At 66.9% G+C, this 23,439-nt stretch carries 28 protein-coding genes, 1 tRNA gene and 1 pseudogene; 15 read left to right on the forward strand and 15 right to left on the reverse strand.

Annotation, left to right across the window (positions count from 1 at the left end; genetic code table 11):
* Positions 1–172 precede the first annotated feature (172 nt).
* Positions 173–1,147, forward strand: coding sequence for a UDP-glucose 4-epimerase GalE (galE, locus tag ACT89H_RS15690; protein ID WP_445109354.1), 975 nt, complete (start codon positions 173–175; stop codon positions 1,145–1,147).
* Between the two features lie 317 nt (positions 1,148–1,464).
* Here the strand turns inward: galE and ACT89H_RS15695 are convergent, their stop codons facing one another.
* The gene (locus ACT89H_RS15695) at positions 1,465–2,460 is read right to left on the reverse strand and encodes a DUF1444 domain-containing protein (RefSeq protein WP_445109355.1); all 996 of its coding nucleotides are present in this window, start codon (positions 2,458–2,460) and stop codon (positions 1,465–1,467) included.
* Positions 2,461–2,890: 430 nt separating this feature from the next.
* On the opposite strand from ACT89H_RS15695, the gene ACT89H_RS15700 reads away from it, so the two are divergent.
* Complete coding sequence (locus tag ACT89H_RS15700; RefSeq protein ID WP_445109356.1) at positions 2,891–3,133, forward strand: hypothetical protein; 243 nt, start codon at positions 2,891–2,893, stop codon at positions 3,131–3,133.
* A gap of 32 nt (positions 3,134–3,165) precedes the next feature.
* On the opposite strand, the gene ACT89H_RS15705 is transcribed toward ACT89H_RS15700, so the two are convergent.
* The 4 genes from ACT89H_RS15705 to ACT89H_RS15720 all read right to left on the reverse strand — a co-directional run bounded on the left by ACT89H_RS15705 (position 3,166) and on the right by ACT89H_RS15720 (position 7,833).
* On the reverse strand, positions 3,166–4,251 hold the full coding sequence (locus ACT89H_RS15705; RefSeq protein WP_445109357.1) for a glycoside hydrolase family 183 protein: 1,086 nt from the start codon (positions 4,249–4,251) through the stop codon (positions 3,166–3,168).
* Between the two features lie 86 nt (positions 4,252–4,337).
* Positions 4,338–5,072: a helix-turn-helix domain-containing protein gene (locus ACT89H_RS15710; protein ID WP_445109358.1), complete on the reverse strand. Its 735-nt coding sequence runs from the start codon at positions 5,070–5,072 to the stop codon at positions 4,338–4,340.
* Positions 5,073–5,273: 201 nt separating this feature from the next.
* The gene (locus tag ACT89H_RS15715) at positions 5,274–7,109 is read right to left on the reverse strand and encodes an acyl-CoA dehydrogenase (protein WP_445109359.1); all 1,836 of its coding nucleotides are present in this window, start codon (positions 7,107–7,109) and stop codon (positions 5,274–5,276) included.
* A 331-nt stretch (positions 7,110–7,440) separates the two neighbouring features.
* Entirely contained in the window at positions 7,441–7,833 is a 393-nt protein-coding gene (locus tag ACT89H_RS15720) for an Rv0313 family protein (protein WP_445109360.1), read from the reverse strand.
* A 200-nt stretch (positions 7,834–8,033) separates the two neighbouring features.
* On the opposite strand from ACT89H_RS15720, the gene ACT89H_RS15725 reads away from it, so the two are divergent.
* The gene (locus ACT89H_RS15725; RefSeq protein WP_445109361.1) at positions 8,034–8,624 is read left to right on the forward strand and encodes an alpha/beta hydrolase family protein; all 591 of its coding nucleotides are present in this window, start codon (positions 8,034–8,036) and stop codon (positions 8,622–8,624) included.
* Between the two features lie 4 nt (positions 8,625–8,628).
* Here ACT89H_RS15725 and ACT89H_RS15730 read toward each other — a convergent pair whose 3' ends face one another.
* From ACT89H_RS15730 to ACT89H_RS15740, 3 genes are all read right to left on the reverse strand, one after another.
* On the reverse strand, positions 8,629–9,303 hold the full coding sequence (locus ACT89H_RS15730) for a class I SAM-dependent methyltransferase (protein ID WP_445109362.1): 675 nt from the start codon (positions 9,301–9,303) through the stop codon (positions 8,629–8,631).
* Between the two features lie 143 nt (positions 9,304–9,446).
* Positions 9,447–10,553 carry a glycoside hydrolase family 183 protein gene (locus ACT89H_RS15735; RefSeq protein WP_445109363.1) on the reverse strand — a complete coding sequence of 369 codons (1,107 nt, stop codon included), beginning with the start codon at positions 10,551–10,553 and terminating at the stop codon, positions 9,447–9,449.
* A gap of 432 nt (positions 10,554–10,985) precedes the next feature.
* Positions 10,986–11,777, reverse strand: a complete 792-nt coding sequence (locus tag ACT89H_RS15740) for an alpha/beta fold hydrolase (RefSeq protein WP_445109364.1) — start codon at positions 11,775–11,777, stop codon at positions 10,986–10,988.
* Between the two features lie 109 nt (positions 11,778–11,886).
* Between ACT89H_RS15740 and ACT89H_RS15745 the strand changes: the two genes are divergently transcribed.
* The 8 genes and pseudogenes from ACT89H_RS15745 to ACT89H_RS15780 all read left to right on the forward strand — a co-directional run bounded on the left by ACT89H_RS15745 (position 11,887) and on the right by ACT89H_RS15780 (position 16,996).
* Complete coding sequence (locus ACT89H_RS15745) at positions 11,887–12,111, forward strand: hypothetical protein (protein WP_445109365.1); 225 nt, start codon at positions 11,887–11,889, stop codon at positions 12,109–12,111.
* Entirely contained in the window at positions 12,098–12,394 is a 297-nt protein-coding gene (locus ACT89H_RS15750) for a hypothetical protein (protein ID WP_445109366.1), read from the forward strand. The genes ACT89H_RS15745 and ACT89H_RS15750 overlap by 14 nt, the downstream gene beginning before the upstream one ends.
* Positions 12,395–12,521: 127 nt before the next feature.
* Positions 12,522–12,863, forward strand: coding sequence for a hypothetical protein (locus tag ACT89H_RS15755; protein ID WP_445109367.1), 342 nt, complete (start codon positions 12,522–12,524; stop codon positions 12,861–12,863).
* A gap of 305 nt (positions 12,864–13,168) precedes the next feature.
* A pseudogene (locus ACT89H_RS15760) lies at positions 13,169–13,345 on the forward strand (dimethylsulfone monooxygenase SfnG); the annotation flags it as partial.
* 41 nt (positions 13,346–13,386) lie between these two features.
* On the forward strand, positions 13,387–14,604 hold the full coding sequence (locus ACT89H_RS15765; RefSeq protein WP_445109368.1) for an SfnB family sulfur acquisition oxidoreductase: 1,218 nt from the start codon (positions 13,387–13,389) through the stop codon (positions 14,602–14,604).
* Positions 14,605–14,615: 11 nt separating this feature from the next.
* Positions 14,616–15,131 carry an NADPH-dependent FMN reductase gene (locus ACT89H_RS15770; RefSeq protein ID WP_445109369.1) on the forward strand — a complete coding sequence of 172 codons (516 nt, stop codon included), beginning with the start codon at positions 14,616–14,618 and terminating at the stop codon, positions 15,129–15,131.
* The gene (locus ACT89H_RS15775; protein ID WP_445109370.1) at positions 15,124–15,639 is read left to right on the forward strand and encodes a flavin reductase family protein; all 516 of its coding nucleotides are present in this window, start codon (positions 15,124–15,126) and stop codon (positions 15,637–15,639) included. Before ACT89H_RS15770 ends, ACT89H_RS15775 begins: the two co-directional genes overlap by 8 nt.
* A 247-nt stretch (positions 15,640–15,886) precedes the next feature.
* Complete coding sequence (locus ACT89H_RS15780; RefSeq protein ID WP_445109371.1) at positions 15,887–16,996, forward strand: methyltransferase; 1,110 nt, start codon at positions 15,887–15,889, stop codon at positions 16,994–16,996.
* Positions 16,997–17,223: 227 nt separating this feature from the next.
* Here ACT89H_RS15780 and ACT89H_RS15785 read toward each other — a convergent pair whose 3' ends face one another.
* Complete coding sequence (locus ACT89H_RS15785) at positions 17,224–18,108, reverse strand: RNA polymerase sigma-70 factor (protein ID WP_445109372.1); 885 nt, start codon at positions 18,106–18,108, stop codon at positions 17,224–17,226.
* A 47-nt stretch (positions 18,109–18,155) separates the two neighbouring features.
* Positions 18,156–18,539: a DoxX family protein gene (locus ACT89H_RS15790; RefSeq protein ID WP_445109373.1), complete on the reverse strand. Its 384-nt coding sequence runs from the start codon at positions 18,537–18,539 to the stop codon at positions 18,156–18,158.
* A 351-nt stretch (positions 18,540–18,890) separates the two neighbouring features.
* On the opposite strand from ACT89H_RS15790, the gene ACT89H_RS15795 reads away from it, so the two are divergent.
* Positions 18,891–19,022 (forward strand): hypothetical protein, encoded by a 132-nt coding sequence (locus ACT89H_RS15795; RefSeq protein ID WP_396946474.1) that lies wholly within the window; start codon positions 18,891–18,893, stop codon positions 19,020–19,022.
* A gap of 143 nt (positions 19,023–19,165) precedes the next feature.
* On the opposite strand, the gene ACT89H_RS15800 is transcribed toward ACT89H_RS15795, so the two are convergent.
* The 3 genes from ACT89H_RS15800 to ACT89H_RS15810 form a co-directional block, all read right to left on the reverse strand.
* Positions 19,166–19,239: transfer RNA gene (locus ACT89H_RS15800), tRNA-Gly, on the reverse strand.
* A gap of 100 nt (positions 19,240–19,339) precedes the next feature.
* Positions 19,340–19,549, reverse strand: a complete 210-nt coding sequence (locus tag ACT89H_RS15805; RefSeq protein WP_445109374.1) for a DUF397 domain-containing protein — start codon at positions 19,547–19,549, stop codon at positions 19,340–19,342.
* Positions 19,546–20,418, reverse strand: coding sequence for a helix-turn-helix domain-containing protein (locus ACT89H_RS15810; RefSeq protein ID WP_445109375.1), 873 nt, complete (start codon positions 20,416–20,418; stop codon positions 19,546–19,548). Before ACT89H_RS15810 ends, ACT89H_RS15805 begins: the two co-directional genes overlap by 4 nt.
* A gap of 218 nt (positions 20,419–20,636) precedes the next feature.
* Between ACT89H_RS15810 and ACT89H_RS15815 the strand changes: the two genes are divergently transcribed.
* Both ACT89H_RS15815 and ACT89H_RS15820 read left to right on the forward strand, forming a co-directional pair.
* Positions 20,637–21,149 (forward strand): DNA-directed RNA polymerase subunit beta, encoded by a 513-nt coding sequence (locus ACT89H_RS15815; protein WP_445109376.1) that lies wholly within the window; start codon positions 20,637–20,639, stop codon positions 21,147–21,149.
* A gap of 83 nt (positions 21,150–21,232) precedes the next feature.
* Positions 21,233–21,388 (forward strand): hypothetical protein, encoded by a 156-nt coding sequence (locus ACT89H_RS15820; RefSeq protein ID WP_445109377.1) that lies wholly within the window; start codon positions 21,233–21,235, stop codon positions 21,386–21,388.
* A gap of 32 nt (positions 21,389–21,420) precedes the next feature.
* Here the strand turns inward: ACT89H_RS15820 and ACT89H_RS15825 are convergent, their stop codons facing one another.
* Positions 21,421–22,134 (reverse strand): phosphatase PAP2 family protein, encoded by a 714-nt coding sequence (locus ACT89H_RS15825; protein WP_445109378.1) that lies wholly within the window; start codon positions 22,132–22,134, stop codon positions 21,421–21,423.
* A gap of 104 nt (positions 22,135–22,238) precedes the next feature.
* Between ACT89H_RS15825 and dcd the strand changes: the two genes are divergently transcribed.
* Entirely contained in the window at positions 22,239–22,838 is a 600-nt protein-coding gene (gene dcd, locus ACT89H_RS15830) for a dCTP deaminase (protein WP_445109379.1), read from the forward strand.
* Positions 22,839–22,918: 80 nt separating this feature from the next.
* Here the strand turns inward: dcd and ACT89H_RS15835 are convergent, their stop codons facing one another.
* A complete protein-coding gene (locus ACT89H_RS15835; RefSeq protein ID WP_445109380.1) occupies positions 22,919–23,368 on the reverse strand; it encodes a hypothetical protein in 450 nt (149 codons plus the stop codon).
* Positions 23,369–23,439: the final 71 nt, after the last annotated feature.

Here is a 23,439-nt window from a genome sequence, read left to right on the forward strand (position 1 = left end):
AAACAACCGCGCGGGCGAAACGATCCACTGCGATACATCGAATACCCTCGAATCGGATCGCCTTACGCAAGACTGGACCGGGCAGCGCACGTCGTGAAAGCCCCGAGGACCACTTCCGGACGCACAAGCAAAACATCCACGACCATCTACTCGCCATGAAAGTGCAGGTCAGATGAAGATCCTGGTCACCGGGGGTGCGGGATTCGTCGGCGCCACCGTCACACGCCTGCTCCTCGACGCCGGACACGACGTCACCGTCATCGACGACCTCTCCCGCAACGACGACCGCCAAATCCCACACGACGCCGAATTCGTCAAACTGCGCGTCCACGACATAGCTCAAATTCTCACCCCCACCGCCGGCTATGACGCCGTCCTGCACTTCGCCGGCCTCATCGCCGCAGGCGAATCCATGCACCACCCCGAATGGCACTGGGACAACAACACCCGCGCATCCCTCGCGCTGCTCGACGCCATGCACAGCGCCCACGTCAGCCGACTCGTCTTCTCCTCCACCGCCGCCGTCTACGGCGAACCCGCCCAGCTGCCCCTGGTCGAAACCTCACCCACCAACCCGGTCAACACATACGGCGACACCAAACTCGCCATCGACAAAGCCATCACCACCTACACCCGCGCCCACCGGATCGGCGCGATCTCCCTGCGCTACTTCAACGTCGCAGGCGCCCACGACTGCGGCGACGGCACCATGATCGGCGAACGCCACAACCCCGAAACCCACCTCATCCCGCTCGCACTCGACACCGCCCTCGGCCACCGCGACAAATTCACCCTCTACGGCGACGACTACCCCACCGCCGACGGCACCTGCATCCGCGACTACATCCACATCACCGACCTCGCCCACGCCCACCTCCTCGCCCTCGACAACATCCACCCCGGCGAACACAAGATCTACAACCTCGGCAACGGCATCGGCTACTCCAACCTCCAAGTCGTCCAAGCAATCCGCGACGTCACCGGAATACCCTTCGACATCGAGACCGCAGCACGGCGACCAGGAGACCCCGCAACCCTCTACGCCTCCTCCGAACTCGCGCAACGCGAACTCGGCTGGACACCACAAAAACCAGACATCACCGACATCGTGCGCGACGCGTGGCGATTTCACGTCGAGCCGCGGTAGGAGTGGGCGATAAATCCGCGCGGACGCAGAGCGGCTCCCAGCAAAGGTGGAATCCATCACCGGCGAGAAGACCAAACCGACCGAACCCAACACCGTCACCCTGCCCAAGGGCAAGGACTCTGGTACGTGGACAAATCCACGCACTGATCGCCGCGTCGAGCCTCGATACCGTCTATTCGCACTACGTCCGTGCCAGCGGTAGGGCAAGGACTCTCTGAAAGACGAGATAGCCCGCCGTCGAAATTCCTCGAGTATGGGTCGGCAGAATCAACTCGTGGTCGTCGCCGCCATGATCTTCTCGACCAGCGAATCGGGACTCAGTCGAACTCCTGTGCGGCACGTAGTCGCGCCATGACTTCCACGTCCGGGTGCGACTCGACGCGATAGCGCGGTGGGTAGATTCCCTCGACGGGACGTAAATCGATTGCGGCAGCGAGTGTTTGCCAGGGCACCGCGAAGGTCGCGCCGGTATCGACATTGGTGAGGGTGACATTGTGCGCCCGCGGCAACAGTGTCGGAACTGTATCGGTCCACGCCGATAAGGTTGTCTCGACGCCGTCCCTGCGGACGTGCATGAGCTTCGCGGCCAGATCGTCGGTCAGTCCCGCATCGAGGTCTGCACGCAGATGCTCGTACTGCTGGCCGTACACCTGCGCGGCCAGTGTCGACTCCGCGGATCGGATCTCACGCCATGCCGGATGATTTCGCGGCACCTGATATGGAACGAGCCGGCCCTCCTCGTCCAGTGTGTATGGGACAGGCGAAACCTGCCTCACCGCATCGTCGAACAGCCGCCGTGCCATCCGCACCAAATGCAGCACGTGCTCCTCGGAGAATTCCGCGCCGACCAAGACACCCACGTTCTGCGCCACGAAAACGATCGGCCGCGCGCCGGCTTTCGCGCCGATACCGGTCAGCCATCCGTCCACCAACGGCATCGAGCCCGCGTACAGATCACCGCTGACATCCGGAATGTGCAACATCCCAGCCTTGGAACCCGGGTCGTAGCCTGCGACCGTATCCAGCGCCAGCTCGGCCACATTGGCGCGTGCGGTGGCGAACACGGTATCGGCATCCACACCCCACTCCTCGAGCAGGCCCGGGTTTGCGTTCTGCATCGAGGTCTGCCCGTCTATCACCACCGTCTCGATCAAACACGGCAGAATCGGCCGCCACACCGTATGGTCCGCGATCCGCATTCCCTCCGCGCGCATATCGAGCTGGCCCGCCTGCCGAATCAGCGGCCGCAACCGCGGAGCGACCGCATCCCAGCCCTTCGGCCGCCGCTCCGGGCCGTCGACAGCCGGACTCATAGCCACGAATTCGAAGAGCATCCGCCGGGCTTCCATATCCGAAAAGCCCGCACACCGCTTGAACACGGTCCTGAGGCTTATCTGCCCCCGATCGCCATCGTGTGTAGCATAATTGATCACGAAGTCCGTCGAATCGAATTCCGCCCACGCCACCTGATTCTGCGCCCGCACCATGACCAATGCCTGCTTCCCGAACCGACTGCGCTTGGAGCCGAACCCACCAAAGAATCCCATGCGCCGGAATGTACGCGAAACTCCGTTCAGAGCGCCACGCGGCGCCACCCACAGCTCGATCCGCTTTTCAAGGGCTAGGACGCCCGGACTACGGACCAGCTGATCTTGTGCAGGGTTTGGAGGAGATCCGGAGGGTAAGGCAGAATCGCTCGAGTCAGTTCAGATTCACCGCTTCTTGCGGTTCAGGAGGGATTCCGTGCGAATCAACAATACTGTCGTGCGCGTTGTATTGGGTGTGGCCGCAGTGGTTGCGACCATGGCGACGGCAGGTACCGCCGCAGCGGAGGAGTCACCGCAGCCGACGCCGGTCCGCTGCAGCTGGGGTGGTGACGGTCTGTTCGCGCAGCGAGAGTGTGACAACAACGGTAATACGGGCAGCGCCAGTGGTTCGGGGCATGCGCTGGGACAGTTCCTGGGCCGGATTTTGTTCCCGCACTGACCTTTCCGGCGGGCGAGCCTGGCTGGTCTGGCTCACAACGGCGTTCGCATCAGCAGCACGTTGTACTGGGTGTGCTGGGTGACCAGGAAATAGAGGTCGCGGCCGGTTTGGTACGGGAAGATCATCGGCGCGTACGCGGTGGGGAGGGCGCGGGCGTCGATGAGGACGCGGGGTTCGCTCCACGGGCCCTCGGGGGCGGCGGACGTGCGCAAGACGACGTTGTTGGCGGGGTCGGTGGTCAGCATGACGTACTGGCCGAGGTGTTCGTTCCACATCACCGAGAGTTCGGCGACGCCGCCGACGATGGGTGTCGCGGCCTTGGCGTCAGTGGCTTTCCACTCCTTGCCGTTCCAATACTCGTAGGCGTCGATATTCGCTATATCGGATTCCTTGGCGCGGGAAATGAATCCGGGATTGTTGCGCCCCGCGGGGGTGCCATAGCGGTAGATGTAGCCGCCCGCCTTCAGGAAGGCGTTCTGCTGGAAGTTCTCGTGGCCGTCGACGTTGGCGCGGCGGGTGTGGGTGAGCTGCGTCCAGGTGGTGCCGCCGTCGCCGGACGAGGCGAGGGTGGAGAAGTTGGTGTTCCACCTACCGTGGTCGCCCCATTCGCGTACCGACATCATGCTCATGTACTGCACGCCGCCCACCGAGATGCCCGCGGTGGGGATCAGGCTGATCTCGATGCCGGGGATCTTGGGGCTGGGCAACGGATTCGGCACCACGTCGTCGAAGACGATGCCGTCGGCCGGATCGTGCCTGGAGCTGCGGAATAACACATTGCTGGTCCACGCCCAGACGCTGCCCGCGAGAAGATTCGGGATGCCGATGCCGGCGCTGTCGCCGAAGGCGGTGATCATGCGGCCGTTGCCGTCGTCCCACATGATGCCGAGATCCGTGCCGAGCACGTTGACGTTCTGCGTGCGATTCGGGCTGTCCATGCCGGTCACCTGGAACACCGCTTTGGCGGGCCCGGGCAGGTCCGGCAGACCGTGAATGCCGTTGAGCGCCGGGATCGGAATGACGTTGTTCGGGTCGCCCGCGGCTGGTGTGGCGGCGGCCAGCGCGAGGATCGCGGCTAGCGCGCCGGCTCCGGCGAGTACGGACAGCGATCGAGTCATCCGGGAATTCCCTTCGTCTTGGACGCGGTCTGCTCGGTCATTCTGCCCGTTCGCGGCCGCGATGTCGCCTTCATAGCTGGGGCGATTCAACCCGTTCGGCCGATCGTCACCAGCCGGTAAAGCCACCACGGGCGTTCCGGGAGTTCTGGGCTGTAGATCCGCATGCTCATCGATCGGACCCGTCTCGTGGCGAGGTCGCGCACCCGCAGCCGGCGGCGAGGGATATCCGCGGGGCGCACTTCGGTGGTCCACATGCGATCCCAGTCGGGGGAGCGGCGGCAGCGTTCGGCGATCTCCTCGACGCGCTCGCGCGGCGCGAGCGGAGACAGGATGCGGAATGCGTCGACGAGCAGGTGCGCTTCCACGGCCCAGTCCACCATTACCCGCCGGGCCGCCGCGTCGAGGAACATCCACTCCAGCACGTTCCCTCGGGCTACCGCACCGGGGAACGCGCGTTCATAGGCGGAGTTGACCTCCACCAGGTCCTGGGTGGGCATCCGCTGGTAGCAGGCCGGGTCCGGAAGGCTGTGCAGGTCGGCCCGGTCGTCCGGAGTCGGCGTATCGGGGCCGGGACCGTAGGCGGCCGCGAAGAAACTGGGCAGGCTCAGCACGACGATGTGTCTGCGGTACCAGATCGGCACTTCGAGCGCGTCGAACAATCGCTCCAGCCGTGGCTGATTCGGCGCCACCGCACCTGTCTCGATCTGGTCGAGCACCGCTTCGGTGAGCCCGGCGCGCTCGGTGAGATGGGCGGGCGTCAGCCCCGCGGCGAGGCGTCGTTCGCGTAGATAAGCGCCGATGCCAGTTGCGTTGCGCGTCACCTCGGGCCCCTTCGCCGACAATCCTCGTGCCGAACTGTGGGAAGCGGGAGGCTCTTGTCGCTCCCCGGGAGCACGCAATCTACCGGAGCGGATCGACGCCGAGGGGTGGTGGAACGTCACGAATCGACAAATGTGGACGAACGACGAACAACGGCCCGGAGAAGATCTCCGGGCCGTTGTGCCGTTGCGGTGGTGTGGGCGTCAGAACGCGGCTTCGTCCAGCTCCATGATGTCGTTGTCCAGGTGGGACAGCACCGCGCGGGTGGCGGTCAGCTCCGGCAGGATGTTGCGGGCGAAGAACTGCGCGACCGCGATCTTGCCCTGGTAGAACGCCTCGTCGGCGCCGGTCGCGCCCTTGTCCAGCGCCGCGATGGCGACCTCGGCCTGACGCAGCAGCTGCCAGCCGATGAGCAGGTCACCGACCGCGAGCAGGAAACGCACCGAACCCAGGCCGACCTTGTACAGCTCGCTCGGCTGCTCCTGGGCGCCCATCAGGTGGCCGGTGAGCGTGGCGGCCATGGCCTGCACGTCCTCCAGCGCGGTGGCCAGCAGCTTGCGTTCGGCCTTCAGCCGGCCGTTGCCGGCCTCGGCGTCGATGAACTTCCGCACCTGACCGGCCACGTGCGCCAGGCCGACGCCGCGGTCACGGGCGATCTTGCGGAAGAAGAAGTCCTGCGCCTGGATGGCGGTGGTGCCCTCGTACAGCGAGTCGATCTTCGCGTCGCGGATGTACTGCTCGATCGGGTAGTCCTGCAGGAAGCCCGAACCGCCCAGGGTTTGCAGCGACTCGGTCAGGTATTGGTAGGCCCGCTCCGAGCCGACGCCCTTGACGATCGGCAGCAGCAGGTCGTTGACCCGCGCGGCCAGGTCGGCGTCCGCGCCGGAAACCTGTTGGGCCACATCGGCGTTCTGGTGAGCGGCGGTGTACAGGTACACCGCGCGCAGGCCCTCGGCGTAGGCCTTCTGGGTGGCCAGCGAACGACGCACGTCCGGGTGGTGGGTGATGGTCACCCGCGGCGCGGCCTTGTCGGTCATCTTGGTCAGGTCGGCGCCCTGGACCCGCTCCTTGGCGTAGTCCCGCGCGTTCAGGTATCCGGTCGACAGCGTCGCGATGGCCTTGGTGCCCACCATCATGCGGGCGTGCTCGATGACCTCGAACATCTGCGCGATGCCGTTGTGTACCTCGCCGACCAGCCAGCCCTTGGCCGGGATGCCGTGGCCGCCGAAGGTGACCTCACAGGTGGCCGATACTTTCAGGCCCATCTTGTGCTCGACGTTGGTGACGAAGACGCCGTTGCGCTCGCCCAGCTCACCGGTCTCGGGGTCGAAGTGGAACTTCGGTACGAAGAACAGCGACAGGCCCTTGGTGCCCGGTCCTGCGCCCTCGGGGCGGGCCAGCACCAGGTGCATGATGTTCGGGAACAGGTCGTCGGAGTCGGCGGAGGTGATGAACCGCTTGACGCCCTCGATGTGCCAGGAGCCGTCTTCCTGCTTGATCGCCTTGGTGCGGCCCGCGCCGACGTCAGAGCCGGCATCCGGCTCGGTCAGCACCATGGTGGCGCCCCAACCCTGTTCGGCGGCGATCCGCGCCCACTTCTTCTGCTCGTCGGTGGCGTTGTTGTAGAAGATGTTGGCGAAGCCGGGGCCCGCGGCGTACATGAAGGCGGCGGGCTGCGCGCCCAGGATCAGTTCGGCGACGGCCCAGTACACAGCGCGCGGGATCGGCAGGCCGCCGAGCTCCTCGGCGACGCCCAGCTTGTCCCAGCCGCCGTCCTGCAGGGTGCGGTAGCTCTTCTTGAACGAATCCGGCAGAGTGACGGTGTGGTTCTCGGGGTCGAAGACCGGCGGGTTGCGGTCGGCGTCGGCGAACGACTCGCCGAGCGGACCCTCGGCCAGGCGGCGCACCTCGTTGAGCATCTCTTTGACGGTGTCGGTGTCGAGATCGCCGTAGGCGCCGCTGTCCAGGATCGACCCGAGGCCGAGCACCTCGAAGAGGTTGAACTCCAGGTCGCGGACGTTGCTCTTGTAGTGACCCATTGTCGGTACTCACTCTCCGTTGAGTTGGTGCGGTCGGTATGGTTGCCGTTCCCGCCCGTTGTTCCGCTCTCCACCGGCAGACGTGCCGGTTTTCGGCATGCTACTGGTGGGTAACTTATGAAGACATATTACCGGCCGGTAATGACGGCGCAAAGGGCTGATTTGGCGATGTGACGCGTTTTACAGTGTCTGATGGTTGCGCTCCGTCACCGCAGCCGTCGGCGCGGACAGCGACCTGCGCGCAGCGGTGGTCGTGGGTACGCGCGCGTCCGGCCTGCGTCATGTCGCGCGGATGACATGGACGACGCCGGAGCCGAGGGAGTCAGCGCCGTCAGGACGCGTCCAACACGCTCGCCGGAACCCCATAGGGCAGGAACCGCACTCGACGGCGCTCATCGGTGTTGTCGCGATGCGCGCGTAAAGCCTCGAGTTCGCTCGGGAAGACCTGATCGACCCTGGCCTCGCCGCTGTCGTCGATGGTGTAGATCACCCATACCCCGCCGCCGGTCTCACCGGTGATCTCGCCCTCGGTCTTCGGTGGACGTGGCTGTTCCGGTTGGACGAACTGGCCGAGCAGCGCCGCCAGCGAACCGATGCTCGCGTGATCCAGGCGATCCAGGTAGACGCCGGCTTTCCCGAGCAGGTCGCGGAGTTCGGTTCCCGCGTCCCGCAGTGCGCGTTCGAATTCTTCTGGATCGATGCCGAAAGGCCCGTTGGTTGGCATCGCATGTGCTCCTGAGGACGAGTTGGGCGCTACGTCCTCAGTGTCCTCGCGAAACGCCGGCTTCGCCACGCCGATCTGGCCCGTCCTCGACCACTGGCGCGCTTCCGGGCGATCCCGCCGGTGAGTAGTCGCAGCGAGGTTCGCCGGCCGCAAGCGGGTCGACGAATACGCGGCGATGAAGTCGCTGCACAATGGACGGGATGCTCATCGAGACGAGTGCCGGCCCCGCCGAGGTCGAACTCGAACAGCCGCGCAGGCCCGCGTTCCTGCTGCTGCTCACGCACGGCGCGGGTGGTGGGGTCGAGGCGAAGGACCTGCTCGCGGTGCGTGATGCCGCGTTGCGGCTGGGGGGCGCAGTCGCGCGGGTGATCCAGCCGTATCGGGTCGCTGGGCGGCGGGCGCCGGGGTCGGCGGTCGTGCAGGACGAGGCTTGGCTGGAGATCGTGGCGCGATTGCGCGGGCGTAAGCGCATTCCGCTGATCCAGGGCGGGCGCAGCAACGGGGCGCGAGTGGCTTGTCGTACCGCCGTCGCGGCACGGGTCCGCGGCGTTCTCGCGCTCTCATTCCCGCTGCATCCGCCGGGGAAGCCGGAGAACTCGCGCCGGAACGAACTGCTCGCTCCCGGTGACATCGAAGTGGTGGTCGTCAACGGGGCCAACGACCCGTTCGGCATTCCCGATCCCGCCGACGCTGCCGAAGTCCGCGTCATTCCGGGACAGCCGCACGCCTTCCGCGCCGGGTTCGACGTGATCGCCGAGACCGTGACCCCGTGGCTGGAGCGCTGGTCCTGAACCGCTATTCGGGTGGTCGGGTGGCGATGACCAGGGCGTCGATCGCGTCGCCCGTTTCGGTGGGCCGATAGACCCGGTCGGCGATGCGCACGCGCACCTCGCTCGCCGCCGCCAAGGGGCCGAGGTCGGCGACGATGTCGTCGGGGGTGAACAGGATGTCCGGATCTCGCGGGCCGCCGCAGCCATCGGTGATGTTGGTGGTGTCGTGGCCGAGCACGAGCAAGGTGCCTTCCGGAGCCAGCAGCCCGGCCGCCTTGCGGACCAGTGCGCGACGCTGCTCGGCGGGCAAGTGCAGAAAGACCATCAAGACCAGCTCGAACGGGCCGGTGATCCCCGCCTCGTCCAGATCGGTGACATCGGCGCACTGCCAGGTGATGCGATTGCGGACCGAACGCGACAGCCGCGACGCGACGGTGCGGCCTTTGTCGATACCGACTTGGGAATAGTCGACGGCGTGCACCTGCCACCCGTGCGTCGCGAGCCACAGGGTGTTACGACCCTCTCCGCACGCCAAGTCGAGAGCGCGCGGGAGCTCCGGCGCATCGCCCTCGGGCGTGGCGGCTCGAAGGGGCGCACGGCGTTCCAACCCGTAGACGTGCTCCACCACGGTGCTGTTCGGCGGTGCGCCCCAGACCAATTCCGTTTGCGCGTAACGCTCATCCCACTCGGCCGCATCCATACGTCGAGTCTATTGATCGCGCGGCGCGCGACCGGTGGGGTTGCCCGAGTCGGTCCGATACCTGCGAGAGCCAGTGCGCCGGCGTGGTCTCGCGCAGGGGGATCGGCACGTCGAACGCCGCGTCGGATCGCCGGGCTCCCCGGTTACAGCGTCGTGCGCATCAGCAGGACGTTGTACTGGCTGTGCACGGTGGTGAGGAAGTACAGATCGCGCCCGGTCTGGTACGGAAAAATCGAGGGTGCGTACGCGGTGGGCAATTCGCGGGTGTCGATCAGCACCTCGGGATCGCTCCAGGGTCCGGCCGGGGCGGGTGCGCGCCGCATCACCACGGAATTGAATCGGTCGGTGGTCAGCGAAATGTATTGCCCCAGATACTCGTTGTACATCACCGACAGTTCGCCGACGCCGAACATGATGGGGGCGGCGGCATCCACGTCGTTCTTCCGCCAGGCCGCGCCGTCCCAGTATTCGTATTCGGCGAGGTTCCCGATGTCGTGCGCGCGCACGCGGGCGACATGCGCGGTGTGATTGCGCCCGGACCGCGTGCCGTATTCGTAGATGTATCCGCCGTCGGCGAGAAAGGCGTTCATCTGGAAGTTGGCGTTCCCGCCCTCGTTGTTCCGCCGTGTTTCCGGCAGTTCGGCCCAGGTCTCGCCGTTGTCCCCGGAGACGGCGAGGCCGGAGAAGTTGGTGCTCCACTGGCCCACATCGTCCCAGGTCTTCACCGACATCAGGCTCATGTACTGCACGCCGTCGACAGCGACGCCCGCGGTCGGAATCCGGCTGATCTCCAGGAAGGGAATCTTCGGGCTGGCGATCAGGTCCCGTGCCTGACCGAACATATCGCGCACCACGCTGTCGAAGTAGATGCCCTCGGCCGGATCGGTGGTGTGGCTGCGCAGCAGGATATTGCTGCGCCAGGCCCACATGCTGCCCGCGAGCAGATTCGGGAAACCGACGCCGGCGGTGTCGCCGAACGCGGTGAGCATTTCGCCGTGCCCGTTGTCCCACATGATGCCGAGATCGGTGCCGAGGACGTTGTAGGTCTGGGTGTTGTTCGGGCTGGCCATACCGGTGACCTGGAAGACCGCCTTGGTGCGGCCGAGCAGATTCGGCAATCCGGTCGTGCCGTTGAGCACCGGGATCGGATTGATGGCGTTCGGGTTCGCGAGGGCGGGAGTGGTCGCCGTGAAGAGCAGGGCCGAGGCGCCCGCCAGCGCCGAGAGCAGGAAGGATGCGGTCTTGATCACTGTCTGTGAGCCCTCCGGTTTCTTCCCGAGAGCGGTGCGAAACACGGACGTCCCGCGATACACAGACCCTTCGCAGTGTGCCGCGCACCACTAGTCGACTGGCTGGCAAATCGTGCAAATGGTAGCAGCGCCAATCGGCCGCGCGGAGACTTCTCGGAAGAATAGCAAATCCACAGCTATTTACCGGTAGGTCGCCTCAGTGACTTGCGGACGATCAGGGGAAGTCGGGGTCGCGCGCTCGGCGGCGAGGGTTTCGCCGGGTTGATGCTCTCCAGTCCGCTGCTGAAGCTGGGTCCGTTGCCGGACAGGATGACCGCACACACATCGCTGCGACCGGTCACCAGCTTCGCACTGGCAACCAGCTCGTGGAGCATGTCCATGGTCTGGCCGTTGTGCTTGCTCGACCCGCCCACGGGCCGGGGGAACGAGCGCCTATCGCGTGCGCCCCATCGTTTCGAGCAGCACCTGGGCGCACCCGGCCGGGTCGTCGAAGAACGGCGTGTGCCCGCTGCCGTGCAGCGTGACGTGCTCGGCGTCCGGCAGCACGCTGCGCGCCTTGCGGCTCTGGGTCGCGTAGGTGAGCAGGATGTCGCGGCTGCCCCAGGCGATGGTCACCGGAATGTCGGCGAGCGCCCCCATCTCGGGCAGCTGGACGTCGGTGAACGAGGCGATCGCTTCGTCGAATCCGGCCGCGTCGGCCGCGCCGATGGCGGTGTCGAGCGCCACCGTCGCGTCCAGCGCCCATGGTTTGCCGAAGATCAGTGCGAGGAAGACGGTCCGGCCCGCGGCGGTGCCGAGCACGGACGGCAGGGCGGGGCGCAGCCTGCGCGCCAGCGCTCGTAACCTGCCCAGCGACTGCTGGCACCACACCCGACCGGCAGTGTCCCAGAACCCGATCGGGGAGTAGGCGGTCACCGAGCGGGCCAGCCCGCGAGCGCCCAATTCCAGCGTGATCAGACCGCCCATCGAGTTACCCGCGAGATGCGGTTGTTCGATCCCCTGCGCGGCGAGGAATTCCGCGAGCGCGTCGGTGAGATCGGGCACCGTGTTGTGCTCGAGCGGGTGCGTCGAACCGCCGAAACCGGGCAGATCGACGGCGATCACTTCGTACGACGCGGCCAGGGTGTCGATGATCGGCTCCCACACCTGCCACCGGCCTCCGACCCCGTGGACCAGCACGAGCGGGTCGCCCGCGCCGACGCGGTGATGGTGCAACGTCGTCATGCGCCAACCCTAACAGCAGTCACCTGTCATCAGTTGGCATCGCGCAGCGTGCGGCCGGTCGGCGCCGGGAGTGGTGCTTGGACCAGGAAGTGGCGGTACGATAATCGGTATGGCAACGCGTAAGGTCACCCTTTCGCTGGACGAAGCCGCTTGGTCGTATGCCGAACAGGCGGCCGCTCGAGCGGGAATGTCGCCGTCGGCGTGGATCTCGAAGGCCGCGCGACGGGAGGCCGTGCGCACCGGGGTGGGTCCGGTGTCGGAGGTGACCGCCGAGGCCGCCGCGGACGCGGCCGAGCTGGCGGCCGCCGAGGAGGCGATGCGTGCGGCGGGGTGAACTGTGGATCTACAACCCGCATGGTTCGCCGCGTCGCCGAACGGTCGTGCTGATCAGCAGTGACGGCATCAACGAATCGCCGCGCCCGTGGCTGATCGCGGCCGAGGTGATCGAGGACGATCCGCAGGACATCCTCGCGGTCCCGGTGGAGAAATACGGCTGGGTGCATGCCGGCAACATCGGGCGTATCTTCCGCGGTTGGCTGGCCGAGCGGGTGGACGTGGCGGACACCGCGACGCTGGAGCGGCTCGACACCGCGTTACGCGCGGCGATGGACCTCTGACGCTGCCACGGAAGAGTTGCGCCCCAACGTATCCAGCTGTGGTTACCGCGCACGACTACCGCGCAACGCTGGACGGCATTATGGTGGCCACGCCACCGACAGTGGTCAGTCGAGGAAGAGGAGTCAGGTGCGGATCTGCATGATCGCCGCGGCGCTGATCGCGCTGCCGGTGCTCGCGGCATGCGGCAGCGACAAGGACACGGCGGCGCCCACGGTGACGCAGGCCGATCTCGCCAAGTCGCTGCAGGACAAGGGCCTCAAGAACAAGCAACTGGCCGAATGCGCCGCGAAAGTGTTCGTCGACCAAGGCATTTCGCAGGCCGGACTGCGGATCATGATCAGCGACGAGTACGACACCAAGTCGCCCAACCAGGAAACGCTGGGGATGAGCAAGGAGGACGGGGACAAGGCGCGCGCTGCCAGCAGTCGCATCGCCAGCGAGTGCATGTCCGCGGCCCAGACGCGCTGAATTCCGCACGCCGGGCGGCCGGTCGAATGCGGACCGCCCGGGCTTCGCATCACAGCGCGACGGTGAGCTCTATCCGCGCGGCCGATCCGGCTTCGAGACCTTCGGCGACCCGCACCGCTTTCTTCATCGGCAGGACATAGGTCGCTCGCGACTGGTCCGGAAACTCGCCGACACCTGATCCGAATCGCGCAGATTCAAAACCTCGCTCCGACCGGGGGCCGGTGCTGAAGTGGAAGGAGCGCCGGACGCATGCGTGGCGTCCGGCCTCCGATCCGACGGCTACCCCCGATAACCATGGAGCAGCTATGACCACGGAGCAGATCACCGAGCGGGTCCGGTTCGGCTACTGGGTGCCCGACGTCAGCGGGGGACTGGTCACCAGCGAAATCGAACCACCCACCGGCTGGGATTTCGACTCCGGCGAGAGGCTCGCGCAGACCGCGGCGAACAGCGGCTTCGACAACGCGCTGTCCCAGGTGCGCGAGCTGCAAGCCGCGCAGCGGCCCGTCGCGGCGGTGCACTGATGACCGCCGTCGCCGCCGATCGAATCCTGTCGGCGGCACAGGCTTTCGCGGTCGCCCAGCGGCTCGCGGCGGATTTCGCGCCGGGAGCCGCCGAACGCGACCGGGAGCGCGCGCTGCCGTACGCGCTGGTCGATCGGCTGGCGGCCAGCGGTCTGCTCGCGATCACCGTGCCCGCCGCACACGGCGGCGCGGATCTGCCGCCGAGCGCGGTCGCGGAAGTGACGCGCATCCTCGCCACCGCCGATCCCAATATCGCGCAGATCCCGCACAGCCACTTCGTCTACCTGAACCTGCTCCGGCTCGCGGGCACGGCACAGCAGCAGCAGCGGTACTTCGGGCGGGTGCTCGACGGCGGGCGCATCGCCAACGCGCAGTCCGAACGCGGCGGGGCGACCGCGGCCGACGTCGCCACCACCGTGCGGCCGGTCGATGATCGGTTCCGGGTGGACGGCGTGAAGTACTACTGCACCGGCTCGCTGTTCGCCGACCTGTTCGCGGTGCTGACCCGGCTGGAGGATCCGGAGGGGCGCAGCGGTCTCGAACCCGGTGAGTACATCGTCTACCTGCCCGCGAACACTCCCGGCGTGCGCGTCGTGGACGACTGGAACGGCATCGGGCAGCGCACCACCGGCAGTGGAACGGTGTCCTTCGACGGCGTGCTCGCCGACCGTGACCAGGTGATTCCCCGCTCCGGCGCAGTGCGCGCGCCCACCGGCTACGGTGCGTTCGCACAGCTGCTGCACGCCGCCATCGACACCGGCATCGCCCGTGGCGCGCTCACCGCGGCCACGGAATTCGTGCGCACGACGAGTCGTCCGTGGTTCGAGGCGGCAGTGGCGAACGCGGTGGACGACCCGCTGTTGATCCAGCGCTTCGGTGAACTGTCCGTCGCGGTGACCGCCGCTGAGGCGACCCTCTCGTCGGCCGGATGGGCATTGGACGCGGCAATCAGGGTCGATCCGAGCGCCGCGAACATCGCCCGAGCGTCGTTGGCCGTCGCGACCGCCAAAGTGCTCGCCGACCGCGCCGCCAACGACGTGTCCGCCGCGTTGTTCGAAGTCGCCGGAACGCGCAGCGCGGCGGCGGATCTCAATCTGCACCATTTCTGGCGCAACGCGCGCACGCATACCCTGCACGATCCGGTGCGCTGGAAGTACCAGCACATCGGCCGGGCCCTGCTGCACGATGCCGCGCCGCCGCTACACGGTGTGATCTGAAAGGAGACGAAATGACAGTCGCTGTTGTCGTCGGAAATCCGAAGCCCGCGTCACGCACGCTCACCGCGGCCACCTTGGTCGCACGGGGACTGCGGCCGGAGGTGGAGCCCACCGTGATCGACCTGGTCGAGTTCGGCCCGGCGCTGCTCAGCTGGGGTGACGCGGCCGTGGCCGAGGCGGTGCGCACCGTGGCGGGCTCGGAACTCGTCGTCTTCGCCAGCCCCACCTTCAAGGCGACCTATACCGGTCTGCTGAAGCTGTTCCTCGAACAGTTCGAGGGCGGGACGGGCCTGGAAGGCGTGCTCGCGGTCCCGGTGATGCTCGGCGCTGGACCGGCGCACGCCCTGGCTCCCGACCTGTTGCTCAAGCCCGTGCTCGTCGAAATCGGGGCCACCGCCGCGTTGCCCGGGCTCTACCTGTCCGATCGCACATTCGCCGAGGACGGCGTCATCGACCGGTACAGTGGTCGGTGGCGTTCGGTCGCCCAGGCACTGGCCCACAGCTCGAAGGCTGCGAATCATGCATGACCTGTTCGAATTCCCCGCCGACGGAGCCGGTCTGCGTCGCGCGTTCGCCAATTTCCCCAGCGGCGTCGTCGCGGTGTGCGCCGAGATCGACGGAACTCCGCACGGTCTGGCGGTGAGCACGTTCGTTCCCGTCTCCCTCGACCCGCCGCTGGTCTCGTTCTGCGTGCAGAACTCCTCGGCGACCTGGCCCAAGCTCGCCGCCGCCAGCCACCTGGGCCTCAGCCTGCTCGGTACCGACCAGCAGGCCGCCGCCCGCTCGCTCGGCGCCCGCGACGGCGACCGCTTCCGCGACATCCAACTGCACCGTGGTTCGGGTGACGCCGTCTTCATCGACGGCGCGTCCGCCTGGATCGAGGGCGTCCAAGAGGCCCACGTCCCGGCAGGCGACCACGCTGTCGTCATCCTCCGCATCCACCGCATCGCCACCCGCACCGACGTGGACCCGCTGGTCTTCCACGGCAGCAAGTTCCGCCGGCTGCACGCCGAACCGGTGAACGGGGCGGCCTGACGGGAGCTGAGAGAGTTCCTGACGGCCCGTTCGGCTTACCTGGCAGCGCGATGGGAGACTCGGACGTCTCCTACGGAAAGGTCCGGCCATGACGCTCGGGATGGTTCTCGGTGATTTCCCGCGCACTTCGGCGCGGGCGTAAGCAGACGACCTACTGACTCCTGTGCGCTGGTCGCACAGGTCTTCCGCGACTCCGCGTCGAAGTGCTCTTCGTGCCCTTTGCACGTTCGATCACGAGGAGTACGCGGTGTCCACCGTTTCCTGGACCGACGACGACAACTGCCCGACCGCCCGTTGGCATTCCGAGAATGGCGCGCCGCCACCTCATTCCATCGTGGTGGTGGACGACTCGACGACCGCAGACGCGGCTTGCCGATTGGCGCGAGCGGGAACCGGCTTGCTGTGGCGCGGGGATTTTCACAATGCACGGCAACTGCTGCGGGCGATGGGACGGCGGGTCGAGCGGAAAGTCGCGCCGGGTGGTGATCCGGCCGAAGCGTTCCGGCGGTATCGCGCGTCGCGTCGCAGGCGCGCGCAAGTGCTCGGCAAGTTGCTCGTGTCGCTGGAAGACGACTACTCGCTCGCGTTGCGTCGCCCTCCCGACGTGCGGCGCGCGTGTGCCGAGGCATACGGCGCGCCGCGCGGGCGCGTGGTGGTCGCGCTCACCGAGTTGCTCGGCGTGCTCGGTGCGGCGCAATGGCGGGAGAAGGGTGTGTACGTGCCCGCCCTCGGGGATCGCATCCATCCGCACTACGGTGTGTTCTCGCCGGTCCGCGGCGAGTACGTCGATCTCGTCGCGTCCGCGCCGCTACCCGCACGGGCGGAGACAGCCTTCGATCTCGGCACGGGCACCGGCGTGCTGGCCGCGATCCTTGACCGCCGTGGCTTCCGTCGAATTACCGCTACGGACAGCAATCTTCGTGCGCTGACCTGCGCCCGCGCCAACCTCGACCGGCTGGGTATGTCCTCCGTCGACGTGCGAGGCCCGGCTCTCTTCCCGGACGGCGAGGCCGACCTCGTGGTGTGCAACCCACCCTGGCTCCCCGGCACGCCTACCTCAGCCCTCGAAAGCGGTGTCTACGACGAGAACTCGTCAATGCTGCACGCCTTTCTCACCGGCCTCCCCGCCCACTTGCGCCCCGGCGGCGAAGGCTGGCTGATTCTTTCCGACCTCCCTGAGCACCTCGGCATACGCCCCCACGGCGACATCCTCACCCGCATCACCGCCGCTGGCCTCCGCATCACCGCCCAACTGACCATCCACCCCACCCACCCCCGAGCCCGCAACCCCACCTCACCGGTACACCTCGCCCGCTCCCGCGAAACCACCTCCCTCTACCGCCTGACCCCTCGTTGAGCAGCACACGACGGTGAGGGCACTCACGATGCCCCGACCAAGCGGCGCGTCGACGTGCGGCGGCGTCGACGAGCCTGTGCCGGAGTCGGTCGGCGTGAACGGCCGCGCTGGCTTGCTGCTTTTTCTACGGTGTGGTGCTCGAGCAGCGCGGCCGCGCGCACCGCGCCGGCCGGTCGACGGATCGATGTCGTCGAGAGCGCACCGAGGTTCCTCCCGCCGGCCGGTGTTCAGCGCAAGGTGAAAGGGGTCTCGGAGGCGACGCGGGTCAGCTTTTCCGGGTTGCGGACGAAGTAGAGGCCGGTGATGTGGTCGTCTTCGACGTGGAAGGCCATGATGCCGTCGAGTACGCCGTCAAGGCTCAGCGCCAGTGCGGGGTGTCCGTTGATCAGGATGGTTTCGCAACTGAGCTCGGCTCGGACCTTGCCGGTGCCGCCGGTGATGTAGCGGGCGACCTTCTCGGCGCCGATGACGGGGTGGAGCGCGGCGCGCTTGATGCCGCCGCCGTCGCTCATGAGCACGACGTGCGGGGCGAGCACATCGAGCAGGCCTTGGGGATCGCCGGATTCGAGCGCGCGCTGGAACGCTTCCACCGACGCGCGGGCCTGGCTGGGCGATACCACCGAACGCGGGCGGCGGGCCTCGACGTGGCGGCGGGCGCGGTGCGCGATCTGGCGGACGGTCGGCGGGGTCTTGCCGACCGCGGCCGCGATCTCCTCGTAGCCGAGGTCGAAGACCTCGCGCAACACGAAGACGGCGCGTTCGGTGGGCGAGAGCGTCTCGAGGACGAGCATCATCGCCATCGACATGTTCTCGGCGAGTTCGACGTGCTCGGCGACGTCGGGTGTGGTGAGCATCGGCTCCGGCAGCCACGGGCCGACGTATGACTCCCTGCGGCGCTTCATCGTGCGCAGCCTGTTGAGCGACTGCCGGGTGACGATCCGGACCAGATAGGCGCGTTCGTCGCTCACCTGCTCCAGGTCGGCTTTCACCCAGCGCAGCCAGGTCTCCTGGAGAACGTCCTCGGCGTCGGCAGCCGAGCCGAGCATCTCGTAGGCGACGGTGAACAACAGGTCGCGGTGGGCGACGAAAGTGTCGGTCGCGTGGTCGCTCATCTTCTCGTCCCTTCTCCTCGGTGGTCGGCTGCGCTCGATCCGGGCGGTCAGCTAGTGAAAGGCTCGATGGCGAACCGGCCCCACGCGATGAACACCGCCACCGCGAGATACACCGAGTTCAGCACGACGAACTTGTACTCCCCGAGCCGGCCGTGCGTGATCATCGCGCCGACCATGAGCCCGACCCAGCAAACGGCCGTGACCGGCACCAGCACCGGGGCGATATCGAGCACGGCGGGCAGGATCAGACCGGCCGCCGCCAAGATCTGCAAGACCCCCAGACCCTTGACGAAGCCGTCCGCGGCAGCCGCGGTCCATTCCCCACCCGGCGACGCGGCGAGTTTCTCCCGCGGAACGAACGCTTTGGTGATGCCGCCGAAGAGGGCGAGCGCGGCCAACAGTCCCGTAGCGATCCACAGTGCGATGTTCATCGGAAACTCCTCCGTTTCTAGCGTGTCGGCCAAAAGACACCGCGCGAGCGAACACTGTGACAAGCCAGTGACCTAGATCACTCTTCAGCGGAATGTGCCAGGTCGATCCCGTGCCGTCGGGGGGACCTTCGCGAGGACGTGGCGGCCCACCGAAACTGTGGCCAGCGGCATCAGGGGCATGCCGCCGACGGGTCCGCTGGCTAGCGTGACGGGTGATCCCCCTCGCGACACGGGAGTTGTCAGATGAACCGAATGACGTTGAAAGTAATTGCCGCCGTTGCATTTTCCCTTGCCGCAGGTGCAGGCTCGGCAAACGCCGCGGTTACACCCAGCGGAATACCTTTGCAGCCCATGTCGAGCCCCCAATCGGCTCACGTCGGCGCCCAGGCGACTCCGGTCGGCGTGGCTCCGGGCTCGAGCGACGAAAAGTCGTTGGTCTGCCTCGTGCACGCCCTGTCCAGCGGCGCCGTCTACTGCCTGTAACCCCGGTCATCGACTGGCACATGACTGAGAGGTCTACTCGCGATTCGCCGCAACCATGTGCCACTCGACGACGAGCACGGCGGGGCGGTTGGCGGGTAGCAGAAAGGCCCTGGATCGGCGGGGTGCCGATGCAGGGCCTTCGGTGGAGCCGATGACGGGAATCGAACCCGCGCTGTCTGCTTGGGAAGCAGAAGTTCTACCATTGAACTACATCGGCTGGAGGCGGATGTGCCAATCGAGACTGTAGCAGAAGCCGCACGCGGGGTGGGAAAAGTCCAGGTAGATGCCGGTGATCTGGGCCGATAGGCCAGTTAGGGCTACTGGGCCCGGTCGAACTCCCCGGCCGCTACGCCAGCGGTGAAGGCGTCCCACTCGCTGGGGGTGAACACCAGCGCCGAACCTGAGGGGTTCTTGCTGTCTCGAACCCCGACTTGGCTGTCGCCGAGGAACGCGATCTCCACGCAATCTTGCCCCCCGCCGCTGTGGCTGCTCTTGAACCAGCGAGCTCCGGATAGGTCGACCTTCACGGTGCATACTCCTTTGCAACCTGACGCAGCAGGTTCTTGCTCTTCGACTCGTCCAACGCTACCTGCCGAAGTATGCGGTGTGCCGCTCTATAGCGGCGCACGATGTCGGCCCTTTCGTAGTACATCGCCCCGGTGTACGCCTCGACGTACACCACTGTGGGCTCGATCGAGTTTCCACGATTGTCTTGGCCGAAGTCCATCACAGTGAACGGTCCCGGAGAGACCCCGAGCGGGAACCCGACGGCTGAAGGCAGCACGCGGACTGTGACGTTCGAGGGCATGGACGCAAGATGAAGGAGTTGCGCGGACATCGTCTTCGCGCCGCCGACGACGCGGCGAAGCACGCCATCGTCAATGATGAGATCGACCTGTGCGGGGCTGAGTTTCCGTGTGATAAGCCGTTGCCGCTGCACTCGGAGCTGGACACGTCGCTCGATCTCGGCAGGAGAGTCGTCCGGGAAGTAGTTACGGTCCAGCGCTCGAGCGTATTCGGTGGTCTGGAACAAGCCGGAGATGATGTCGGGCCGGTAGACCATCAACGTCTCCGCTGTCGCTTCCAGATCCACGTAGACGTCGAATCCTTTTGTGAACAGATCGCTGTATTCGTGCCACCAGGCAGGAGCATTGGCCTGTTGCGCGAGGCCCTTCAACCCCTCCAGCATCGAGTGCGCGCCATACAACTCGCACAGGTTCTCGATATCGGCCATAACGATCTTCCCGCCGTCGCCGGTCTCCAGCCGCTGAAGTGTGCCTGTGCCGCGGCCGATCCGCTTCGCCGCGTCGGCCAGTGTCAGATTCGATTGCTGACGAAGGTCCCGCAGGTACCGACCGAGTCGCCGTCGCGGAATGTTCCCCCGTGCCTTCGCCACCGCTACTCCTCGAGTGGATGTCATAACCCCTGATAGTGGGTGCAATTGTCGCAGAGAGTGGATGCTCTTCTGGGCGAATCGATGGATATCGATTGGATCTTCCATTGACGATCCATCGTTGCGTGGCTCTGCTGTCTGATCGCTGCGCACCCGGAGCGGGGCCGAAGCTGCCGCTCGGAGCACACCCTCATCCGTTCGATGTGAGCAGAGGTCTACTGATGGACGAAGGAGCGTTCGGGGACACCCTGCTGTCCCGTTGTCAGTACTACCGGCGGACCTGCGGTCTACCCGTCGTCATCGATCCACCCGAACTGGGCCGGATCGTTCTTCGCGCGGGCAGCGTGTGGGGAGTCACGATGCCGACGCGGCTCGGTCAGTCGGTGAAGGCCTACCTGCACAGCGGCGGGCACGCGGTCGGGCCGATCGTCGGGCACCCACGCTCCGGAAGGTGGACTTTCCTGATTCGGCCGGACATCGACCTGAGCGACGTGAAGTTGTTCGCCGAGATGTTCCGCCTGGACGTCAACGTCGCGCGGACCGGAGCGAGCATCGCGCTTCCATCGCCCGCCGCGTCGACGGAAGCGATCCGTCACTGGATAGTCGCTCCGCGCAATCCGTTTCGGCCCTCCGGGCAAGTAGTGATCGCCGGCGTGCGCGCATGGGCGGATCGAGCGCACGGTAAGCGGACGACTTGGGGCATGCCGGATAACCGCTCGATCAGGGACTACTGATGGCCGCGACTGTCGCGGCCGTAGCCGCTGCCGTGTGGACCATGGCGTGTTACTTCGGCGGGATGAGGCTGTTGGCTCCGCCGATGATCCGCGTGATCGACGCAGCCGACGGTTGGGTGCTGAACGGCCCAGCCGCCGACCGACCACCGGTTGACGAAGCTTTCGACGGTGGCCGTGCCGTCATCCGGGTCATCGAGGCCGATGGAACGTTACGTGCGCTGATCGTCCGCCTCGTCTGACTCGTCGGCGGCTGAACGGTGTGGAATCCGAACTATTCCGCTCGATGGCTCGAAGAAGTCGTGGTCCCGTCCGGCTCCCCGCTGGGCCGGTGGCACACGGCCTCGCCCCGCTCGGTGCGCACCGAGTACCGGTACCCGGTCAGGCAGAGGATGAGCCAGAGCGCTCCGAGGCACCAGCCCCCGAGGACGTCGGTGGCCCAGTGGACGCCGAGGTAGATACGGGACAAGCCGACCGCGGTGACGAAGAGCGCGGCGGTGATTGCGGCGCAGGCGCGCAGGGTGGGGCCGGGTATGCCGGGGAGGGCAACTGCCAGGACGATGCCCACGACGACGAATGAGCCCAGGCTGTGCCCGGACGGATACGCCTGGCCGGCCACGTTGATCAGGTGTTCCGGGACGGGCGGGCGGTCCCGGTCGGTCAGTCTCTTGCCGCCGCGGACGAGTAGCCCGCCGCCGAGTCCGGTGATCGCGACGAGCGCCGCCGACGTCCAGCGCCGCCGCCAGCAGAGCACCAGGCAGGTCGCGGTGGCCAGGGCGGTCATGGCGAGCGTGCCGCCCAGCACGCTGACCGTCGCCGCTACCGGGGTCAGCGCGTCGGTGCGGTGCGCGACGGCCCAGTCGGTGATGCCGCGATCGAACCCACCTGGACCGTGACTGCCGACCACGCTCGCTGTGAGAGCCGCGGCGCACACCACCAGCAACCCGGTGAGTAGCCCGATGACGTTGTGGAAGCGAGGGGAGGTCACTTCTCCACGTTCCCACCTCGGACGCTGGGAGGTAACCCGGCCGTTCCCAGGGCGGCGGCGGCCGCGACTCAGGAGCCACGGCGAGCAGGCGCTACGCTCGTCGCGTGCTGCTTTCCGATCGTGACATCCGCGCGGAGATCGCCGCTGGGCGTCTCGGCGTCGAGCCGCTGCTGGCGAACCTGATCCAGCCGTCGAGCATCGACGTGCGCCTGGACCGGATGTTCCGGGTGTTCAACAACACCCGCTACACCCACATCGATCCGGCGCAGCGGCAGGACGAGCTCACCAGTCTGGTCGAGCCGGCCGAAGGTGAGCCGTTCGTGCTGCATCCCGGCGAGTTCGTGCTCGGCTCCACCCTCGAGGTGTGCACGCTGCCGGACGACCTGGCCGGACGTTTGGAGGGCAAGTCCAGCCTGGGCCGGTTGGGCCTGCTGACCCACTCGACCGCGGGCTTCATCGATCCCGGGTTCAGCGGGCACATCACGCTGGAGCTGTCGAACGTGGCCAATCTGCCGATCACGCTGTGGCCCGGCATGAAGATCGGCCAGTTGTGCCTGCTCCGGCTGACCAGCCCGGCCGAGCATCCCTACGGCAGTGCCGTGGCGGGCTCGAAGTACCAGGGCCAGCGCGGACCGACTCCCTCGCGGTCCTACCTCAACTTCCCGATTCCGGCCGCCGCGATAGACGCCGCCGAATCACGCTGACCGGCGCCGGGTCCGCTTCGTCGACTGTGCGGCGGAAGCGGGCCCGGCGGACGGCGGCGGGGATCCGACCGCGGAGGTGATCAGTCCCCGCCGCCCGCTCCCACCGCCAGCGCCGTAGTGAGGATGGCGGACAGCGGCGGAAGCGTGTCACCGCGGCTCGGCGGGCTGACCCAGAAGCACCCTTCCCGGGTCCAGCGGCCGAGGCCGGTCGGCAACATCACGGCGCTGCCGACGGCGGGCAGGCCGATATCCAGCCGATCGAGCACCTCGAGTACCTGTGGTCCCGGTCGGCTGTCGGGCTCGGCGAGGAAACTCCATCGGATCTGCCTGGCCAGCATGGGACCCCTCGTTCCCTGCTGTTCCAGTGCGGCGCGCAACTTTTCGGCACGCGCGGTCGGCAGGTGGACGACGCGAACGCGGCCGGTGATCGGCAGCATGGCGAAACCGCCACGCTCGGTGACCGGCAGCCCGAACTCGTGCCGATAGAACGCCACCCAATCGTCCACGGTCCTGAGTTTCTCTACAGTCACGATGAACTCCTTGCCTCCCGACTCAATGGTCGCGGCCCGCAGGGTGATCGGGCATCGCCCGCTCACCCACC

Source organism: Nocardia aegles (assembly GCF_052545135.1).

What these genes read in the sequence shown, in the direction of transcription:
- ACT89H_RS15745 (WP_445109365.1), top strand. Translation starts at nt 11,887, where the DNA reads ATGGCAACGCGTAAGGTCACCCTTTCGCTGGACGAAGCCGCTTGGTCG.
- ACT89H_RS15725 (WP_445109361.1), top strand. Translation starts at nt 8,034, where the DNA reads ATGCTCATCGAGACGAGTGCCGGCCCCGCCGAGGTCGAACTCGAACAG.
- ACT89H_RS15785 (WP_445109372.1), bottom strand. Translation starts at nt 18,108, where the DNA reads ATGAGCGACCACGCGACCGACACTTTCGTCGCCCACCGCGACCTGTTG.
- ACT89H_RS15720 (WP_445109360.1), bottom strand. Translation starts at nt 7,833, where the DNA reads ATGCCAACCAACGGGCCTTTCGGCATCGATCCAGAAGAATTCGAACGC.
- ACT89H_RS15730 (WP_445109362.1), bottom strand. Translation starts at nt 9,303, where the DNA reads ATGGATGCGGCCGAGTGGGATGAGCGTTACGCGCAAACGGAATTGGTC.
- ACT89H_RS15775 (WP_445109370.1), top strand. Translation starts at nt 15,124, where the DNA reads ATGCATGACCTGTTCGAATTCCCCGCCGACGGAGCCGGTCTGCGTCGC.
- ACT89H_RS15765 (WP_445109368.1), top strand. Translation starts at nt 13,387, where the DNA reads ATGACCGCCGTCGCCGCCGATCGAATCCTGTCGGCGGCACAGGCTTTC.
- ACT89H_RS15770 (WP_445109369.1), top strand. Translation starts at nt 14,616, where the DNA reads ATGACAGTCGCTGTTGTCGTCGGAAATCCGAAGCCCGCGTCACGCACG.
- ACT89H_RS15740 (WP_445109364.1), bottom strand. Translation starts at nt 11,777, where the DNA reads ATGACGACGTTGCACCATCACCGCGTCGGCGCGGGCGACCCGCTCGTG.
- ACT89H_RS15695 (WP_445109355.1), bottom strand. Translation starts at nt 2,460, where the DNA reads ATGAGTCCGGCTGTCGACGGCCCGGAGCGGCGGCCGAAGGGCTGGGAT.
- galE (WP_445109354.1), top strand. Translation starts at nt 173, where the DNA reads ATGAAGATCCTGGTCACCGGGGGTGCGGGATTCGTCGGCGCCACCGTC.
- ACT89H_RS15715 (WP_445109359.1), bottom strand. Translation starts at nt 7,109, where the DNA reads ATGGGTCACTACAAGAGCAACGTCCGCGACCTGGAGTTCAACCTCTTC.
- ACT89H_RS15790 (WP_445109373.1), bottom strand. Translation starts at nt 18,539, where the DNA reads ATGAACATCGCACTGTGGATCGCTACGGGACTGTTGGCCGCGCTCGCC.
- ACT89H_RS15705 (WP_445109357.1), bottom strand. Translation starts at nt 4,251, where the DNA reads ATGACTCGATCGCTGTCCGTACTCGCCGGAGCCGGCGCGCTAGCCGCG.
- ACT89H_RS15815 (WP_445109376.1), top strand. Translation starts at nt 20,637, where the DNA reads ATGGACGAAGGAGCGTTCGGGGACACCCTGCTGTCCCGTTGTCAGTAC.
- ACT89H_RS15795 (WP_396946474.1), top strand. Translation starts at nt 18,891, where the DNA reads ATGTCGAGCCCCCAATCGGCTCACGTCGGCGCCCAGGCGACTCCGGTC.
- ACT89H_RS15820 (WP_445109377.1), top strand. Translation starts at nt 21,233, where the DNA reads ATGATCCGCGTGATCGACGCAGCCGACGGTTGGGTGCTGAACGGCCCA.